This is a genomic window from Microbacterium wangyouchuni, from assembly GCF_051546305.1.
Taxonomy (GTDB): domain Bacteria; phylum Actinomycetota; class Actinomycetes; order Actinomycetales; family Microbacteriaceae; genus Microbacterium.
In genome coordinates, this window is sequence record NZ_JBPTMA010000002.1 from 186,991 (window position 1) to 203,786 (window position 16,796).

At 64.0% G+C, this 16,796-nt stretch carries 15 protein-coding genes; 4 read left to right on the forward strand and 11 right to left on the reverse strand.

What is annotated here, in order from left to right:
- Positions 1-51: 51 nt before the first annotated feature.
- A complete protein-coding gene (locus tag ACSS7Z_RS04170) occupies positions 52-1,689 on the forward strand; it encodes an MGH1-like glycoside hydrolase domain-containing protein (RefSeq protein WP_438253226.1) in 1,638 nt (545 codons plus the stop codon).
- Here the strand turns inward: ACSS7Z_RS04170 and ACSS7Z_RS04175 are convergent.
- Both ACSS7Z_RS04175 and ACSS7Z_RS04180 read right to left on the reverse strand, forming a co-directional pair.
- Entirely contained in the window at positions 1,670-2,572 is a 903-nt protein-coding gene (locus ACSS7Z_RS04175; protein WP_438253227.1) for a glycoside hydrolase family 43 protein, read from the reverse strand. The genes ACSS7Z_RS04170 and ACSS7Z_RS04175 overlap by 20 nt on opposite strands.
- Entirely contained in the window at positions 2,569-3,618 is a 1,050-nt protein-coding gene (locus ACSS7Z_RS04180) for a M24 family metallopeptidase (RefSeq protein WP_438253228.1), read from the reverse strand. Before ACSS7Z_RS04180 ends, ACSS7Z_RS04175 begins: the two co-directional genes overlap by 4 nt.
- 204 nt (positions 3,619-3,822) lie before the next feature.
- Between ACSS7Z_RS04180 and ACSS7Z_RS04185 the strand changes: the two genes are divergently transcribed.
- Positions 3,823-5,187, forward strand: coding sequence for a short-chain fatty acid transporter (locus ACSS7Z_RS04185; protein WP_438253229.1), 1,365 nt, complete (start codon positions 3,823-3,825; stop codon positions 5,185-5,187).
- 137 nt (positions 5,188-5,324) lie between these two features.
- Here the strand turns inward: ACSS7Z_RS04185 and ACSS7Z_RS04190 are convergent, their stop codons facing one another.
- The 6 genes from ACSS7Z_RS04190 to ACSS7Z_RS04215 form a co-directional block, all read right to left on the reverse strand.
- Entirely contained in the window at positions 5,325-6,134 is an 810-nt protein-coding gene (locus tag ACSS7Z_RS04190) for an HpcH/HpaI aldolase family protein (protein ID WP_438253230.1), read from the reverse strand.
- The gene (locus ACSS7Z_RS04195; RefSeq protein WP_438253231.1) at positions 6,119-6,904 is read right to left on the reverse strand and encodes a 2-keto-4-pentenoate hydratase; all 786 of its coding nucleotides are present in this window, start codon (positions 6,902-6,904) and stop codon (positions 6,119-6,121) included. Before ACSS7Z_RS04195 ends, ACSS7Z_RS04190 begins: the two co-directional genes overlap by 16 nt.
- Before the next feature lie 16 nt (positions 6,905-6,920).
- Entirely contained in the window at positions 6,921-8,087 is a 1,167-nt protein-coding gene (gene hpaD, locus ACSS7Z_RS04200) for a 3,4-dihydroxyphenylacetate 2,3-dioxygenase (protein WP_438253232.1), read from the reverse strand.
- Between the two features lie 120 nt (positions 8,088-8,207).
- The gene (gene hpaE / locus ACSS7Z_RS04205) at positions 8,208-9,704 is read right to left on the reverse strand and encodes a 5-carboxymethyl-2-hydroxymuconate semialdehyde dehydrogenase (RefSeq protein ID WP_438253233.1); all 1,497 of its coding nucleotides are present in this window, start codon (positions 9,702-9,704) and stop codon (positions 8,208-8,210) included.
- Positions 9,705-9,717: 13 nt separating this feature from the next.
- Positions 9,718-10,395, reverse strand: coding sequence for a GntR family transcriptional regulator (locus tag ACSS7Z_RS04210; RefSeq protein ID WP_438253234.1), 678 nt, complete (start codon positions 10,393-10,395; stop codon positions 9,718-9,720).
- Positions 10,392-11,843: a fumarylacetoacetate hydrolase family protein gene (locus ACSS7Z_RS04215; protein WP_438253235.1), complete on the reverse strand. Its 1,452-nt coding sequence runs from the start codon at positions 11,841-11,843 to the stop codon at positions 10,392-10,394. Before ACSS7Z_RS04215 ends, ACSS7Z_RS04210 begins: the two co-directional genes overlap by 4 nt.
- A 129-nt stretch (positions 11,844-11,972) precedes the next feature.
- Between ACSS7Z_RS04215 and ACSS7Z_RS04220 the strand changes: the two genes are divergently transcribed.
- Entirely contained in the window at positions 11,973-13,838 is a 1,866-nt protein-coding gene (locus ACSS7Z_RS04220; protein ID WP_438253236.1) for an FAD-dependent monooxygenase, read from the forward strand.
- A gap of 51 nt (positions 13,839-13,889) precedes the next feature.
- Here the strand turns inward: ACSS7Z_RS04220 and ACSS7Z_RS04225 are convergent, their stop codons facing one another.
- From ACSS7Z_RS04225 to ACSS7Z_RS04235, 3 genes are all read right to left on the reverse strand, one after another.
- Entirely contained in the window at positions 13,890-14,639 is a 750-nt protein-coding gene (locus ACSS7Z_RS04225; RefSeq protein ID WP_438253237.1) for a MerR family transcriptional regulator, read from the reverse strand.
- 12 nt (positions 14,640-14,651) lie between these two features.
- On the reverse strand, positions 14,652-15,146 hold the full coding sequence (locus ACSS7Z_RS04230) for a VOC family protein (protein ID WP_438253238.1): 495 nt from the start codon (positions 15,144-15,146) through the stop codon (positions 14,652-14,654).
- A 71-nt stretch (positions 15,147-15,217) separates the two neighbouring features.
- On the reverse strand, positions 15,218-15,697 hold the full coding sequence (locus tag ACSS7Z_RS04235; protein WP_438253239.1) for a MarR family winged helix-turn-helix transcriptional regulator: 480 nt from the start codon (positions 15,695-15,697) through the stop codon (positions 15,218-15,220).
- A gap of 45 nt (positions 15,698-15,742) precedes the next feature.
- On the opposite strand from ACSS7Z_RS04235, the gene ACSS7Z_RS04240 reads away from it, so the two are divergent.
- Complete coding sequence (locus ACSS7Z_RS04240; RefSeq protein WP_438253240.1) at positions 15,743-16,642, forward strand: DMT family transporter; 900 nt, start codon at positions 15,743-15,745, stop codon at positions 16,640-16,642.
- The last annotated feature ends 154 nt before the right edge of the window (positions 16,643-16,796 follow it).

Below are 16,796 nucleotides of genomic sequence, written 5' to 3' on the forward strand. Positions count from 1 at the left end.
CGTGGGCGCCGACGGTGCCGGCGCCCCACTGGCGTCTGAGGGAGACAGAAGATGACTGCGACCGTTCGTGCCGAGGCACTGGAACGTCTGCGGGCGGCGAAGCCGATCCCGCGTGCCGGACTTGTTGGCTCGCCGCTGGGCGCCGAGCTCGAAGCATCCGGGGTCCGCTTCGTCGCGGTCGGGGGACCGCTCGAGCAGCGCTGGCATGATGCGCTCGCCGAGCTTGACCGGTGCATCCGCTCCATCGATGGCCCGCCCGTGCTGAACGAAGGCGGCGTCTATGACGGATGCTGGCTGGAGAGCACCGGAACGATCAATGTCGAGGTCCTCGATCGCTTCGCACCCGGCATCGGCACAGACACGCTGCTGCAGTTCGCCGCGCATCAGCGCGTCGACGGGATGATCCCGTACAAGGTGACTCCGGCAGGGCCCGGGTTCAGTCAGATTCAGATCGTCACACCTTTGGCGCGCGTCGTGTGGCGGCACTATCAGCGCACCGGCGATCGGCAGTTCCTGCAGGTGATGTACGCCGCGATGGCCCGCTACGACGCCTGGCTCGCGCGCTATCGCGACACCGCCGAGACGGGGGCGGTCGAAGCATTCTGCGCCTTCGACACCGGGCATGATCTCTCGCCCCGGTTCTGGTTCGCGCCGGATCGCGCATTTGGTGCGGATGCCCGATACGTCGACCCCGCCGCCACCGCCGTGCCGTACATCGCACCCGATCTGACGGCGAACGTGGCATGTCAGCGGGTCTACCTCGGGGCGATCGCCGACGAGTTGGGCGAGGACGGTGCGCCGTGGCGAGAACGGGCCGAGGCCTCTCTCGATGCGCTCTGGGCGCAGTGCTTCGATGAAGACGACGGGCTGTTCTACGACCGGGACCGGTCAGGAATGCCCGTGCGGATCGCGTCGGACGTGCTGTTGCGAGTGCTGGCCTGTGAGGTGGGGGATGAGCCGTTCTTCGCCGACGCGCTCCGGCGGCACCTGATGAACACCCGGAAGTTCCTCGCGCACTACGGGTTCACGACGATCGCGATGGACGACCCCCGGTTCGATCATGACGCCTCACGCAATTCCTGGGGCGGCCCGGTGAACATGCTTGCGCAACTGCGCGCACCGGAAGCCTTTGAACGCCACGGCCACGTCGCAGAGCTGGCGCTGACCGCACAGCCCCTGCTTGCCGCGCTCGTCGCAGCTGACCGGTTCCCGCAGTGCGTGGACCCGTGGTCGGGAGATGCCGGGTACACCGAGGTGTACTCGCCCTCGATCCTGTGGTTCTTGGACGCACTCGAGCGGCATTCCGGCGTGCTCGAGCGCGCGGACGGCACGCTGTGGTTCTCCGGTCTCGCCCCGACGCGGCTGGAGCGCGGAACGGCCGCGGAGGCGATCGGTCACGCCCGAACCGTGGGTTCGGTCGCGTGGGAGCTGGTCGCGGATGACGAACTGGTTCAGGTGTACCGCGACGGACAGCCGGAGTTCTCGTTCCCGCGCGGGTGGCGCGTTGAGACGGATGCGGCGGGTGAGGTCGTCGCCGTCGTCGGACTGGCCGCCCAGCCCGTGGCCGGGGTGCTCGTGCTTGCCGGTGCGGAGCTGGCTATGACGATCGCGCCGAATGAGAGGGTCACGATCGTCGATCAGCACGAAGCCGATCGCGCGGCCGTCGAATTCATCCCGCCGGTGTTCTGAGCTGCAGCCCCGCCGGAGTCTCCTGCAACTCGAAGAAGTGCGCGCGCTCATCGGGCGTGCGGTTCGGGCTGTGCAGTGTGAGCAGCAGCGTCCCCTCGGTGGTGGTGAAGACCATCCCATGCCCGCCGTCAGCCGGCCACAGCGGTGCTTCAGACTGGATCCACGGGCCGGCGATCCCACCGGAAGCTGATGTTGCTACGCCCATCGCATAGCCGGAATCTCCGAAGCTTGACCACACCATCAGCAGTCGGCCATCCGCCGTTCGGTGCATCGAAGGACCGTCGGTGACGAACACCTCTGCAAACTCGGGACGCGGGATGCTGCGTGCCCACGGCGCTTCGGATGCCCGAAACAGCAGTCGAGGCTCGCCGATCGTGCTGCGAAGGTCTGCGGCGAGCTCTATTGCGTGGATCTCACCGTCGCCGACGTCCTTCCACTCGTGGCAGAACACAAGGTAGGGGATGCCATTCTCGACGTGCAACGTGCCGTCGAGGCACTCCCAGGCGCGGGGCGTGAGCGGGCCGTCGGACCAAGGCTCGTACGGCCCCTCGGGGTGATCGGCGCGCAGGATCTGGGTACCGCGGCGATGCCCCTCCGCGGTGAACGTCGCGAAAAGGTAGAAGGCGTTGTCATAGGCGTGCACTTCGGGCGCCCAGTACTGGGTGTGCGACCAGAAGTCGGCGGCCGGGCGGAAGGCGGGGATCGGTCCGTGCCAGGTCTGCAGATCGTCGCTGTGATAGGTGTCGAAGCCGGTCGCGGGACCGTCCCAGATGTTCTGGTCGGTGCTGCCGAACAGCCAGTATCGGCCGGTGCTCTCGTCGAGGAGCACGAAAGGATCGCGGATCTGAATCTCGTCGAGGCGCACGCTGTTGTCTGAAGTCATGACAGGTCCAATGTGTCGGGGCGGGCCAGGCCGTTGACGTTCACCGTCGGCCACAGGGGATCGGTGGTGAGTGTGGTGACGCCGGTATGGTCTGCGATCACGGTGTCTTCGAGCTTCGCGCCCGGAACCCAGGGGTTCCACGCGAACGCTCCACCGGAGACCACCCGCTGGGTGCTGGTCGGCGAAGCCTTGGGATCACGGCCGACGTAGCCGGTGGGGCCGCCCTGGTGGTGTGCGCGCCAGGCGGGGGAGCCCTCGTTGCCGAAGCCGTGGCGGACGTAGGCGGAGCCGATATCGCTGAGTATTTCGCTCAGTGCGCGGTCCGGCCGGGTTGCGGCGAAGATATCTGCCTCGACGAGGCGGAGGGCCCGTTCATCGGTCGTTTCGCTGCCGCGGAAGCGCACCCAGCGACTGAAACTGGCGTGCAGGCCGTGACGGACCGCCGTGACGACCGCGAGGAACTGATCGCCGAGCACCGCATCGGTGGGCAGCGGATGCTGGACGCCTCCGCGTGACGAGCCGGCGACGAGGATGACGTTCGGTGTCGCGCCGATAGCCAGCACGGCACGGCCGAGCTCGGCGGCGAGAGCATGCTCGGTCATATCTGGACGGGCATGGCGCAGGACCGCGGTCACTGCGGCGGCGGAATCCGCGCCCAGCGCTGCGTACCGCTGGCGTTCCTGGGGCAGCAGCGCCGCACGCGCAGCGCGCAGCTCATCGGCGACGGCCGTGTCGACAAGCGTGTCCGGGGCTGCTTCGGTGAGGGAGGCGAACCACGGGATGCTGCGGAACTCGGCGCCAGCGATCTCTTCTGCGGCGAGCCGGTCCGCCTCGTTCTCCAGTGCGGTGATAACCGCCGATCCGTCGCGATGGATGAGGGCCGAGCACACGGCTGCGCCCCCGAAAGGCACCTGCACGCGGGCTCCGTCGAAGTACCACGCGAGATTCTCCGGCGTGGTCAGCAGCAGCTCATCGGCGCCGTGCGCATCGAGGATCGCGCTGACGCGGGCGTGCTTGTGCGGGCGGTCTGTGCTGACGCGGGGCATGCACGAAGACTATCGGAGAAACCGCTTTCACGAGCGCACTCAATCCCGCTCCGGTCGCAATTGATGCTGTTAAAACGGCTTCAGAGCAACACCAATTGCGACCGGAATAGGCTGGGCGCGAAGATCAACGGGTTGGCTGACCGGTTCAGCGTTGATCCGTTGCTACGGTGAAAGCAGATTCAGTTTTGAACGAAGGAGTTCACCATGTCTCAGACACAGCAGGCCCGCCAAAAGCGGGGTGTCATGCGTCCGATCAACCGCTTTCTTGAACGGTGGATCCCCTCCGCGCTGACGTTCGCGATCGTACTGACGTTGATCGTCGCGGTCTTGGCGATGACGTTGACGCAGACCAGTCCGGTCGATGTCGTGAAGGGTTGGGGCGACGGCTTGTCGGGCCTGCTGGCCTTCATGACGCAGATGTGTCTGATCCTGCTGCTCGGCTACATGCTGGCGAACACCCGCCCCGTGCAGAAGCTGCTGCGCTGGCTTGCCCGTGTTCCCAGCAACGCCGGCTTCGCCTACGTCTTCGTCTTCGTCATCGCCGCGATCGCGAGCCTCATCACCTGGGGCCTCGGACTCATCGTCGGAACGTTGCTGGCACGCGAGATCGCCGTCGAAGCGCGCAAGCGCGGCATGAAGGTGCATTTCCCGCTACTGGTCGCCTCCGGCTACTCGGGCTTCGTCGTCTGGCACATGGGGTATTCGGGGTCTGGCCCGCTGACGGCGGCGACTCCGGATTCCTTCCTCGCGCCGAGCCTGGGCGGCGAAGTGCTGCCGATCACCCAGACCACGTTCTCCACGTGGAACTTGCTCGCGGCGCTCGGCGTGATCATCGTCGTCGGAGCGCTGATGTACTTCATCCGGCCGAAGGGCAACGACCCGATCTACGAGCTTCCCGAGCATGTCGGCTCGGAGGAAACCGACGAGTACGACGACGAGGTTGTCACACCCGCCGACCGCATTGATGCCTCGCGCATCCTCACGCTGGTTGTCGGTCTGGGGCTCGTCGCGTACCTCATCGTGCACTTCGTACAGGGCGGAACTCTCACCCTCGACATAGTGAACTGGTCGTTCTTGGCACTCATCCTGTTGCTGGTGCGCAACCCGTTCGAGCTCATCCACCTCACCAAGAAAGCGGCATCCAACGTCGGCGAGATCTTGCTGCAGTTCCCGCTATACGCCGGCATTCTCGGGATCATGGCGAGCTCTGGCCTTATCCAACTGTTCTCGGATGCCTTCGTCTCGATCGCGACGCCGATGACATTCGGTGTGCTGGCGCTGCTTTCCGCCGGCATCGTGAACTTCTTCGTACCTTCGGGCGGCGGACAGTTCGCCGTGCAGGGTCCGATCATGCTGGATGCCGCGAACCAGCTCGGAGTCGACCCCTCGATCGCCGTGATGGCAGTTGCCTACGGTGACCAGTGGACCAACATGATCCAGCCGTTCTGGGCACTACCGGTGCTCGCGATCGCCGGACTGAAGATGCGCGACATCCTCGGCTACACGTTCGTGACGATGCTGGGCTCCGGCGTCGTGATGGCGGCAGTGCTGCTCTTCGTCAGTCTCTAGCCCACCACACCACACCACACCACACCGCCGTTCCGGTCGCAATTGATGCTGTTAAAACGGCTTCAGAGCAACACCAATTGCGACCGGAGCAGGGGGAGCGTAACAACCGCAGGAGCCGCGACGCGACGGAGCAGCTCTCAGTAACTTTCGCGCTCGGCGGTGTCGGCAGTGGGGATCCAGTCCGCGGCGAGCTTCTCGGTGGCCCGCGCGAGAATCGACACGTCGGCGGCGACAAGGGCGAAGGCGGCCCCGGCGTCGAGGTAGCGACGCGCGGTTGCCGGCACGAAGGCGTTCACACCGACCGGCTTGCCAGCAGCGAGCACTTCGGTGATCGTGTGCTCGACGGCAGCGATGACATCCGGATGCTCCTGCTGGCCGAGCAGCCCCATGGATGCCGCCAGATCGCTCGGCCCGATAAAGACGCTGTCCACACCATCGACCGCAGCGATTGCGCGGGCGCTCTGCACCGCAGCATCCGTCTCGATCTGCACCGAGAGCGAGGTGATCTCGTGCGCTCGCTGCAGGTATTTCTCGGTGCGGCCCCACTGTCCGGCGCGAGCAAGCGCGCTGCCGACGCCCCGGATGCCGCGCGGCGGGTAGCGGGTCGCAGCGACGGCGGCTTCGGCATCCGACACGCTGTTGACCATCGGCACCAGAAGGTTCTGCGCGCCGACGTCGAGGAACTGCTTGATCAGCACCGCGTTGTTGCTCGGCACCCGCACCATCGGGGCGATCGGATACGGCGCGACCGCCTGCAGCAGCGCGAGCGTCGATTCGAGGCCGATCGGACTGTGCTCGCCGTCGATCAGTGTCCAATCCAGTCCGGAACCCGCCACGATCTCCGCCGCGATCGGGCTGCCGGAGCAGATCCAGGCTCCGATCAGTGGGCGCTCGGCGCTCGCCAGACGCTCCCGGAACGACGGCGCAGGTTCTAAACGAAACGACATGTGATGGTTCCCATCTCTCGGTAGTCGCACCGTACCTCGTCGCCCTTGTGCGCCCACATCGGTCGGGTGAAGGAGCCTGCGAGGATGATCTCGCCGGCTTCAAGCCGTGCACCATGCTGATGGAACTTGTTCGCCAGCCACGCGACCCCTGTGGCGGGGTGGCCGAGGACGCCTGCTGCGACGCCGGTCTCCTCGATCTCGCCGTTGCGCGAGAGCACGCCGGGAACCCAGCGCAGGTCGATCTCATCCGGACTCAGATGTACGTCGCCGAGAACCATCGCTCCGTACGCGGCATTATCGCTGATGGTGTCGACGATCGTTCGGCCTTCGAGCTCGATATGTGAGTTCAGCACTTCGAGAGCAGGGACGGCGTAGTCGATTGCGGCGAGAGCATCCTCGAGAGTGCAGTTCGGGCCCTCGAGCGGATGCTTGAGGACAAAAGCGAGCTCGACCTCGATCCGCACATTCGAGAAGTCATCGAAGGGGATGTCGGCACCAGAGCGGTACACGGTGTCGTCGAACATCACGCCGTAGTCGGGCTCCGTGATCCCGGTCGCCTGTTGCATCGCTTTCGAGGTCAGACCGATCTTGCGGCCGACCAGCGTACGCCCGGAAGCGAGGTTCTTGTCCCGCCATATGCCTTGAATGGCATAGGCGTCGTCGATCGTGGCATCCGGGAACCGCGCGGTGATGCGGGGGATCACGCCGTGCGTGCGGTCGGCCTCAGCGAGTTCATCTGCAATCTGCTCGATCACCTCAGGAGTCAGCATCCGGTGCGCCTTTCTTCTAGAGCTGGTGGCCGAGCTTGTACTCGCCCTGCTTATATTCGGGCATCGAGTCCTCGCCCTCGTTTTTACGCGTGTACGAGAAACCGTCCGCTCCGATGGTGACAGCCATCTCTCTGTCGTCAGTGCGCGTGATGACCGGTTGCGGGTTGCCGTCGAGGTCGAGCACGAGCGAGGCGTCGGTGTACCAGCTCGGCACCACCGGGTTGCCCCACCAGTCACGCCGCTGATTGTCGTGCACGTCCCAGGTGATGACCGGGTTGTCCGGGTCGCCGGTGTAGTAGTCCTGGGTGTAGATCTCGACGCGGTGCCCATCGGGGTCGCGCAGGTACAGGTAGAAGGCGTTCGAGACACCGTGGCGGCCGGGGCCGCGTTCGATCGCATCCGACCGGCGCAGCGCTCCGAGCTTGTCGCAGATGGCCAGGATGTTGTGCTTCTCATGCGTAGCGAATGCGACGTGATGCATGCGTGGGCCGTCACCGCCGGTGGCAGCGGTGTCGTGCACGGTGGGCTTGCGGCGCATCCATGCGGCATAGACGGTGCCGTGCTCATCTTGGATATCTTCGGTGACGCGGAATCCGAGGTCTTGGTAGTGGCGCACGGCGCGGGGCACGTCCGGGGTGACCTGGTTGAAGTGATCGAGACGAACCAGCTCGCCCGGAGTGTGCAGGTCATAGCGCCAGGACAGTCGCTCGACATGGGTCGTCTCGAAGAAGAACTCATAGGGGAAGCCGAGGGGGTCCTCGACACGCACCGAGTCTCCGATGCCTCTAACGAAGCCATCCGGGCGTCGTTCGACGCGGCATCCGAGTTCGGTGTAGAACTCGACGGCACGGTCAAGGTCCTCCGCGCTGCGCACCCGGTACGAGAATGCCGCGACCGCAGCGATCGGTCCCTTGCGCAGCACCAGGTTGTGGTGGATGAACTCCTCGGTCGAGCGCAGGTAGATCGCATCGTCGTCTTCCTCGGTCACGTAGAGCCCGAGCACGTCGACATAGAACTGACGGGATGCCGCGAGGTCGGTGACGACGAGGTCCATATATGCGCAGCGGAGGATATCCGGGGGAGTGGCGACCGGGGTCGCGACGGCGTTGTCCGAGTGGATCGGAGCTTCCGCGCTCACGTAGTACCCCGAGGAAGTCAGGGTCATGTCTTCACGATTGGTCATATCAGCGTCCTTGCTTGAGATTCTCGTGCTCCGGTCGCACTTCGTGTCGCTTTGCGGCGGTTTTAACAGCAGGAAATGCGACCTGAGCGGGAAGGCGGGAGTGCGGGAAGGCGGGAAGGGTCAGTTCTTTCCGAAGACGGGATTGTGGACTTCGCCGAGGTTGATGTGCACGGCCTGCTGATCGGTGTAGAAGTCGATCGAGCGGTAGCCGCCCTCGTGCCCGAGACCGGATGCCTTCACTCCACCGAACGGGGTGCGCAGGTCCCGCACGTTGTTGCTGTTCAGCCACACCATGCCAGCCTCAAGGTCGCCAGCGAAGTTGTGTGCGCGTTTGAGGTCGTTCGTCCAGATGTACGCGGCGAGGCCGTATTTGGTGTTGTTCGCCAGTGCGAGGGCCTCTTCATCGCCCGTGAACGGGGTGATCGCGACAACCGGGCCGAAGATCTCCTCCTGGAAGATCCGGGCATCGGGGTAGACATCGGCGAACACCGTCGGTGCGACGTAGTTGCCGGTGTTGAAACCTTCGGGGCGTCCGCCGCCGGCGACCAGGCGCGCCTCGCTCTTGCCGATCTCCACGTAGCTCATCACCTTGTCGTAGTGCTCCGGGTGCACGAGCGCACCGACCTCGGTAGTCGGGTCATTGGGCAGACCGACCTTCACGCGCTTCGCCTGAGCTGCATATTTCTCGACGAACTCGTCGTAGATCGAGTCTTCGACGAGGATGCGACTGCCTGCCGTGCAGCGCTCGCCATTGAGGGAGAACACCCCGAAGATCGTCGCGTTGACGGCGGCTTCGAGGTCGGCGTCGGCGAAGACGATCGCGGGGGACTTTCCGCCGAGCTCCATCGACAGACCCTTCAGATACGGGGCCGCGTTGGCGAAGATCAGCTGGCCGGTGGAGCTCTCGCCGGTGAACGAGATCAGCGGAACATCGGGATGCTTCACAAGCGCGTCACCGGCATCCTCTCCGAGACCGTTGACGAGGTTGAACACGCCCTGCGGGAGCCCAGCCTCCTCGAAGATGTCAGCCCACAGAGATGCCGAAAGCGGAGTGAACTCGGCGGGCTTGAGAACGACCGTGTTGCCGGTGGCGAGGGCGGGGCCCAGCTTCCAGGACTCGAGCATGAACGGCGTATTCCACGGGGTGATCAGGCCTGCGACCCCGATCGGCTTGCGATTGACGTAGTTGATCTGACGCCCCGGTACCTTGTACGTGTCATCCGCCTGCGCGACGATCAGATCGGCGAAGAAACGGAAGTTCTCCGCAGCGCGCCGGGCCTGACCGAGCGCCTGCGTGATGGGTAGGCCGGAGTCGAATGACTCCAGTTCCGCGAGGCGCTGATCGCGAGACTCGACGAGATCGGCGATCTTGTGCAGCACGCGCGAGCGCTCGCGCGGAAGCATCTTCGGCCACGGCCCGTCCTCGAAAGCACGTTTGGCAGCGGCGACAGCGAGATCGATGTCTGCCTTCTTGCCGGCCGCGGCAGTGGTGTAGTTCTCGTTCGTCACCGGATCGAGCACGTCGAAGGTGTCGCCGTCGACCGAATCGACGAAGGAGCCATCGATGTAATGCTGGATGCGAGCGGGGAGATCTGCGGGGATACGTGAATCAGTCATTGTTCCTCCGGTGTCAGTGCACATGCGTGCCGACGGCCTCGTCGGGTTGCGTCTGGGTCAGATAGGCGTCAAGAGTGGATGCATGGTGCAGCCGGGCTGCACGCTCGATCTCTGTGATCGGTGCACTGTTCTCGATCAGCGCCACGATCTGCTCGTGTTCGCGCACCGAGTCGTGCGCGCGACCGGGCACGAAGCTGAAGGTCGAGTCGCGCAGGCGATTGAGTCGCGACATCTCCAGCGTGACGAGTTCGTGCAGGCGCGGGTTCGGGCACGGTGCGATGAGCGCCGCGTGGAAGCGCTGGTTCAGCTGCGTGAACGCGGAAGGATTGAAATTTTCCAGCGTTTCGATCATCTGTGCATTGATTGCCCGCGCGAGCTTCAGATCATCAGCGGTGAGGTGCCGCGCCGCAAGCGCTGTCGCGCTGCCCTCGAGGATGCTGAGGGTCTCCATGCTGTGCCGATATTGGGCATCATCGACCATCGCCACTCTCGCGCCCACGTTGTGCTCGAAGTGGACGAGTCCTTCGGCTTCGAGTTGCCGGATCGCCTCGCGCACCGGCACCACGCTCATGTCGAGTTCCCCTGCGATCGTGCCGAGCACGAGTCGGTAGCCGGGGGTGTAGGTCTGCCCGGCGATGCGCTCCTTGAGCCAGTCGTACGCGCGTTGCGATTTGCTGAGGGTCTTGGTCATGCGCGTTCCGCCTCGTACTTCGCACGCCACTGGGCATTCATCGGAAACAACCCATCGACCGGATGCCCTGCCTCGACCTGTGCGGCGATCCAGGCGTCCTCCTGTTCCTGGGCCAGTGTTGCTTCGACGACCTCTTCGACGAGTGACGGAGGGATCACAACAACGCCGTCTCCATCTCCGACGATGATGTCTCCCGGCTGGACGGCGGCACCGCCGCAGGCGACGGTCACATCGAGGTCCCACGGCACATGCTTGCGACCGAGTACCGACGGGTGGGCGCCCTGCGAGAACACGGGCAGACCGATGCGCGCGACCTCATCGAAGTCGCGCACACCGCCGTCGGTGACGACCCCGGCAGCGCCGCGGGCGTGGGCGCGCAGGGCGAGGATGTCGCCGAGAGTGCCGGTGGTGGCATCCCCGCGCGCCTCGATGACGATGATCTCGCCCTCTTCGACAGCGTCGAACAGACGTTTCTGAGCGTTGTAGCCTCCGCCGTGGCTGGCGAATAGATCCTCGCGGGCGGGGATGAAGCGCAGCGTTCGCGCGGTGCCGACGATCTTCGTGCCGGCGATGTTGACGGCGACGCCGTCGATGAAGCAGGAGTGGTGTCCGCGCTTGCGTAGCTGGGCGGAGAGCCCAGCGGTGGGAGCGGCTTCGAGCTTCGCGCGGAGTTCGACGCTCAACCCGGTCGTTGAACGAGACGGACGATCTTCGGTCGGGGCCGTTCCCCAGGCATCCGCACGCTGCTTGTCATCGACAGCAGGGAGCGACCCGAGCGATTCGTCGAACGCGGCCGAGCCCTGCGTGACGGTGGTGACGAGCCGGCCAGATGACGGTGCGCCTGGTGCGTTCGGGGCATCCACCTCCACCTCGACGACGTCGCCGGGAACGATTACGGACGATCCGGCCGGCGTCCCCGTGAGGATGACATCCCCGGTCTCGAGCGTGAAGTGCTGCGAGAGATCGGCGACGAACTGCGCGAGCGGGAAGATCAGTCCCGCAGACGTGTCATCTTGACGAAGCTCGCCATTGACCCAGGTGCGCACCCGGATGCCGGATGGATCGATCGTGCGGGCATCGATGAGATTCGGGCCGAGAGGTGTGTAGCCGTCTCCGCCCTTGGAGCGGACGTTCGAGCCCTTGTCGTTGGCTCGTAGGTCGTAGAGGCCGAGGTCGTTGGCGGCGGTGACGGATGCCACATGCGACCAGGCATCCTCCAGACTGACGCGGCGTGCAGGGATGCCGATGACGAGCGCGATCTCACCCTCGAAGGCGAGCAGCTCGGTGCCGGCGGGGCGTTCGACGGTGTCGCCGGATGCTGCAACAGAACTGGCGACCTTGAAGAAGTAGGAGGGGTGGGCTGGGCGCCGTCCGCGCTGATCAGCACGGGACGCATAGCTGAGGTGGATTGCGATGATCTTGCCTGGGCGGGCAATCGAGTCCGTCACAGTGGGCGCCTCCTTGCGTCGTGAGTCTCGCTCTTGTGCGATGTATTTGAAATCGTATATCATCCTGAGATCGGGCCGCAAGCATTCTGCATCCAGCCCGAGACAACGACGTCACCAAGGAGCATCAAGATGCAGTTTCATCACCACGGTTACGTTTCTGAGAACCCACGGGTCGTCCCGGCTGCGGGCTGGGGTGTCGAACGCCCAATCGACCTGCCGGATGAGACGGATGTGCTGATCGTCGGCTCTGGACCCGCCGGCATGCTGCTGGCTGCGCAGATGTCGCAGTTTCCCGATGTCACGACACGGATCATCGAGCGCCGCGACGGTCGTCTCGTGCTCGGCCAGGCCGATGGCATCCAGCCGCGCAGCGTCGAGACTTTCCAAGCCTTCGGATTCGCCGAACGGATCACTGCCGAGGCATACAACATCGCCTATATGAACTTCTGGGGGCCGGACCCGGACAACCCCGACAACATCATCCGCACCACGCGTACGGAGGATTATGGACTGAAGATCAGTGAGTTCCCGCATCTGATCGTCAACCAAGCACGCGTGCTTGATTACTTCGCCGAGGCGGCAGCCTTCGCGCCCGGCCGGATCATCCCCGACTACGGCATCGAGTTCCTCGATCTTTCCCGCGATGGCGAAGGTGAGTATCCGGTCGCGGTGCGAATTCGGCACACGGCGGGGGAGCGCGCGGGTGAGGAACGCACGATCCGTGCGAAGTACGTCGTCGGATGCGACGGGGCGCGAAGCGGTGTGCGTGAGGCGATCGGACGTCAGCATGTGGGCGAATTCTCAGCCCATGCCTGGGGAGTCATGGATGTGCTCGTGAACACCGATTTCCCCGATTGGCGTACGAAATGCGCGATCAACGCGAAGGCCGGGAACATTCTGCACATTCCCCGCGAGGGTGGATATCTCAGCCGTGTGTATGTCGACCTCGGCGCGGTCGCGACCGACGACAACCACCGGGTGCGCCAGACGCCGATTGACCAGATCATCGAGAAGGCCAATGAGGTTCTGCATCCGTACACGCTCGACGTGAAGGAGGTCGCCTGGTCAAGTGTCTACGAGGTCGGCCACCGCGTCACGGACGGTTTCGATGATGCTCTGGATGACACGCGTGCTCCGCGTGTGTTCTTGACCGGAGATGCCTGTCACACGCACAGCGCGAAAGCTGGCCAAGGCATGAACGTTTCGATGCAGGACGGATTCAACCTGGGCTGGAAGCTCGGATCGGTGCTCACCGGTCGCAGCCCCGAGTCGCTCCTGGCGACGTATTCGGCAGAGCGGCAGCCGGTTGCGCAGCAGCTGATCGATTTCGACCGCGAGTGGTCAAGTCTGATGGCACGCAAACCCGAGGAGATTTCCGACCCGCAGGAGCTGGCGAACTACTACCTCGCCACCGCCGAGTTCCCTTCGGGATTCATGACGCAGTACCCGCCGTCGGCGATCACGGGCGGTTCCGCCCATCAGGCGCTCGCGGCGGGGTTCCCGATCGGGAAGCGGTTCAAATCCGCCGAGGTCGTGCGGGTGTGTGACGGCAACGTCGTGCATCTTGGTCACCATGCGAGGGCGGATGGTCGCTGGCGTGTTTATGCGTTCGCGGATGCGAGCGGTGTGCGCCTTCGGGAATGGGCAACGGCGGTCTCGCCGATGATCGCTCGGGTGACTTCGGCGGATGCTGATGAGGATGCCGTCATCGATGCCAAGGTCGTCTATCAGGAGGCATTCGAGGATGTCGCGTTGCTGGAGGCGCCGGACTTGTTCCTACCGAAGACGGGACCGCTGGGTCTTACGGATTGGGAGAAGGTCTACGCCGCCACACCCAACGTGTGGACGGACACCGACATCTTCGTCGAGCGCGAGCTCGCGCGGGACGGCGTTGTGGTGGTCGTGCGGCCCGACCAGTACGTCGCGGCCGTGCTGCCGCTGGAAGCCACATCGGAGCTCGGCGCCTTCTTTGATGGTGTGTTCTTGCCAGCCTGATCGTGCTGCCGCGACGCGCTGCTTGGTGCATCGCTCCCGGGCCTGATGGCTCTACGGGAGGTTCGTCTCGATCCAGGATTGGATTGCCGTGCGGATGAGTTCAGCGTTGGCCTGACCGCCGTAGGTAGCGGCGAACCGTGGGTCAGTGACGTAGAGGTGAGAAAGTCCGGTGTACGCGTCCCTGTCGGGCTTTCGCCCGTTCCAGTACTCCGTGACCCATTTGTAGTGGCCTCCGACCAAAGTCTGAAATACATCCGACGTCGGGTCCACGTTCGACTCGGCCGCCTCGCGAAGCGCAGCGTTCACGTCCAAGCTGCGTTCATCGTCAGCCCGACGCGCTTCGTCCGTCATCTGGTCGCGGCGCTTCGCACTGCGTTCCCAGGCGTCATCGCCCCAGCGCTGTCGTACTTCGGTTTCGTACTGGCTCTGATCGACGCCAGCAAACACCTCTTCGATGCTCATATGTTGGCCTTTCTGTACCGCGTTCAATGTCTGCCTCACGACGGTGATCTGTTGGTTGGTTCGTTCTCTGCGCTCTTCGAGGAGCGCGAGGTGCGATTGGATCGTCTCAGCGAGCGACTTGTCGTCGTCGAGGGCGATTTGGATCGTGGCAAGCGGCAATTCGAGTGCCCGCAGAGAGAGGATCCTGTACAGCCGAGACAGCTCTGCTTCGCCGTAGAACCGATAGCCGTTGCTCGCCACCCGTGAAGGGTGGAGCAAGCCGATCTGCTCATAGTGTCGAAGGGTTCGGCTGGTGAGCCCAGTTGCCCGGGCCACTTCCTTGATCGGCCATTCCTGCACAGCTATTCCCTCCTATTGCCGGGGCGTTGAGCCGAACGAAAAGCCGTCGGGAAGGTCGAAGTCGCCGGAAATCTGATCACTCGCCCAAACCTGCGCCTGAGCCTGATCGGCCGCGCGTGGCGCGGTCAGGGTCACGGTGTTGCCATCTGCGTCAGAGAAAGACACATCTGTCGTGAACCAGGGTGTGTTGAGCGGACCGGAGACCCCAGCACCCGCCGTTCGCAGGCTGTCGGCAACTCTGTCTAGGTCGACGTCACCGGCAGCAAATGACGCCGACGTTGTGCCGCCTCCCGGAGCGCCTTGTGTCATCAAGATGTCCTGATACTTCTCGCGTCGCAGGTGAACCAGCGAGGGGATGCCGCCGGGCCCGGGGATCGTCGCGAGAGTCACGAACCCCGCTTGGGCGTATAGCGCTTCCGCCGCAGCAAGGTCGCTGACTACGAGGTTGATGAACATGGGCATGGGGTAGATCGAACGGTCGATGATCGGTCCTGTTTTCTCTGTCATATTCACAACCATTCCAGTTGACGTTACGGCAGAGTCAAGCCGGATGGGCGAACCGATGCAGTGTGGGAATCTTATGCATTGCCGATTCGGCTCAGAAGCAGTGCCAAGGTGGTTTGCTCTTGTCTGCTCAGCGACGACAGGATGGCTCGTTCGGTTCTAATATGGTCCGGCAGCGCCTTCTCGATCACTTCCTTCCCCGAGTCGGTAAGTGCAACGAGCGTGCCGCGGCCGTCGTCTGGGTTTGCCTCGCGCGCCACGAGCCCGCGGGCCTCCAGCTTGTTCAATCGCTGCGCTACCGCGCTCGTGGAGATCATTGATTCCCGCGCGAGTTCTGCCGGGGTAAGCCTGTAAGGGGCGCCGTTGCGCAGCAGCGTGGCCAGCACATCGAAGGACGACGCATCTAGGCCGTGTTGGGCGAAGGTGTCGGCCAGTCGGGATTCGATAGCCAGAGCCGCGCGGCTCAAGCGGCCAATGACGGCCATCGGTGAGGCATCGAGCTCGGGCTTTTCCGTTCGCCACTGTTCAAGAATGCGCTCTACCTGATCTGTCATAAGTTGAGCCTAGGCTTTTGCTAAGCGCTTAGCTACACTAGCTAAGTGCTTAGCAATCGAGGTTTCCTGGTCTTGACCACTGCCCTTGCGCCAATCCTGTGGGGGACTACTTACCTGACGACAACCATGTTTCTGCCCGAGGGTCGCCCGCTACTTGCAGCAACGCTGCGCGCACTTCCCGCTGGCCTGTTGCTCCTGGCCGTCTGTCGCGAGTTGCCGAGGGGCGCATGGTGGTGGAAGTCCTGGGTGCTCGGGGTTCTCAATATCGGGGCGTTCTTCGCGTTGCTCTTCATCGCGGCGTACCGATTGCCTGGTGGCGTTGCCGCGATCGTTGGTGGTATCCAACCGCTTGTCGTCGCGGTTCTGGCCAGCAGACTTCTCCACGAACGGTTGACAGCCCGCGTCATAACGGCGGGCCTCATTGGCGTTTTCGGAGTTGGCATGATTACGCTCCAAGCTCAAGCTCGCCTTGATGTTATTGGTGTCCTGGCCGCCCTCGGCGGCACGCTCTCCATGGCCACAGGGATCGTGCTTTCTAAGAGGTGGGGGCAGCCCGCGCCACCGTTGACAACGACCGCTTGGCAGCTAGTTACTGGCGGACTCACTCTCCTCGGGGTCATGGTCTTGGCCGAGGGGCTCCCCAACGTCGCGCTAACGCCGTCAAACCTGGGTGGTTACGTCTACCTTTCCCTTGTGGGTACTGCATTTGCATATGTCATGTGGTTTCGAGGCATCTCCAGGCTTCCCGCGAGCACCACTGCATTCCTCGGTCTGCTCAGCCCGGTAATGGCCATAACGCTTGGATGGGCAGTAGCCGGGGAGAGCTTCACTCCGCTGCAGGCGCTCGGAATATTTCTCGTGTTGGGGTCGATCGCTTCCGTGATCATCACCAAGAAGTCGAACCGTCCCGTCCCGCACGAAGAACTCGTCGGGAAAAGTCCCTGATCGTCTTTGCGCAGCGAAGCTGAGATATGAAAAACGGGTCAAGTGCGGAGCGTGATGGATGCGAGATAGCCGAGGCTGTGAGCTCATTCGACGATCGATGCCGATCGCGAGCGTGACGACCATCTCGCATCCCTTTCGTGGGCAGCACGCGCTG

What these genes read in the sequence shown, in the direction of transcription:
- ACSS7Z_RS04170 (WP_438253226.1), top strand. Translation starts at nt 52, where the DNA reads ATGACTGCGACCGTTCGTGCCGAGGCACTGGAACGTCTGCGGGCGGCG.
- ACSS7Z_RS04175 (WP_438253227.1), bottom strand. Translation starts at nt 2,572, where the DNA reads ATGACTTCAGACAACAGCGTGCGCCTCGACGAGATTCAGATCCGCGAT.
- ACSS7Z_RS04180 (WP_438253228.1), bottom strand. Translation starts at nt 3,618, where the DNA reads ATGCCCCGCGTCAGCACAGACCGCCCGCACAAGCACGCCCGCGTCAGC.
- ACSS7Z_RS04185 (WP_438253229.1), top strand. Translation starts at nt 3,823, where the DNA reads ATGTCTCAGACACAGCAGGCCCGCCAAAAGCGGGGTGTCATGCGTCCG.
- ACSS7Z_RS04190 (WP_438253230.1), bottom strand. Translation starts at nt 6,134, where the DNA reads ATGTCGTTTCGTTTAGAACCTGCGCCGTCGTTCCGGGAGCGTCTGGCG.
- ACSS7Z_RS04195 (WP_438253231.1), bottom strand. Translation starts at nt 6,904, where the DNA reads ATGCTGACTCCTGAGGTGATCGAGCAGATTGCAGATGAACTCGCTGAG.
- hpaD (WP_438253232.1), bottom strand. Translation starts at nt 8,087, where the DNA reads ATGACCAATCGTGAAGACATGACCCTGACTTCCTCGGGGTACTACGTG.
- hpaE (WP_438253233.1), bottom strand. Translation starts at nt 9,704, where the DNA reads ATGACTGATTCACGTATCCCCGCAGATCTCCCCGCTCGCATCCAGCAT.
- ACSS7Z_RS04210 (WP_438253234.1), bottom strand. Translation starts at nt 10,395, where the DNA reads ATGACCAAGACCCTCAGCAAATCGCAACGCGCGTACGACTGGCTCAAG.
- ACSS7Z_RS04220 (WP_438253236.1), top strand. Translation starts at nt 11,973, where the DNA reads ATGCAGTTTCATCACCACGGTTACGTTTCTGAGAACCCACGGGTCGTC.
- ACSS7Z_RS04230 (WP_438253238.1), bottom strand. Translation starts at nt 15,146, where the DNA reads ATGACAGAGAAAACAGGACCGATCATCGACCGTTCGATCTACCCCATG.
- ACSS7Z_RS04235 (WP_438253239.1), bottom strand. Translation starts at nt 15,697, where the DNA reads ATGACAGATCAGGTAGAGCGCATTCTTGAACAGTGGCGAACGGAAAAG.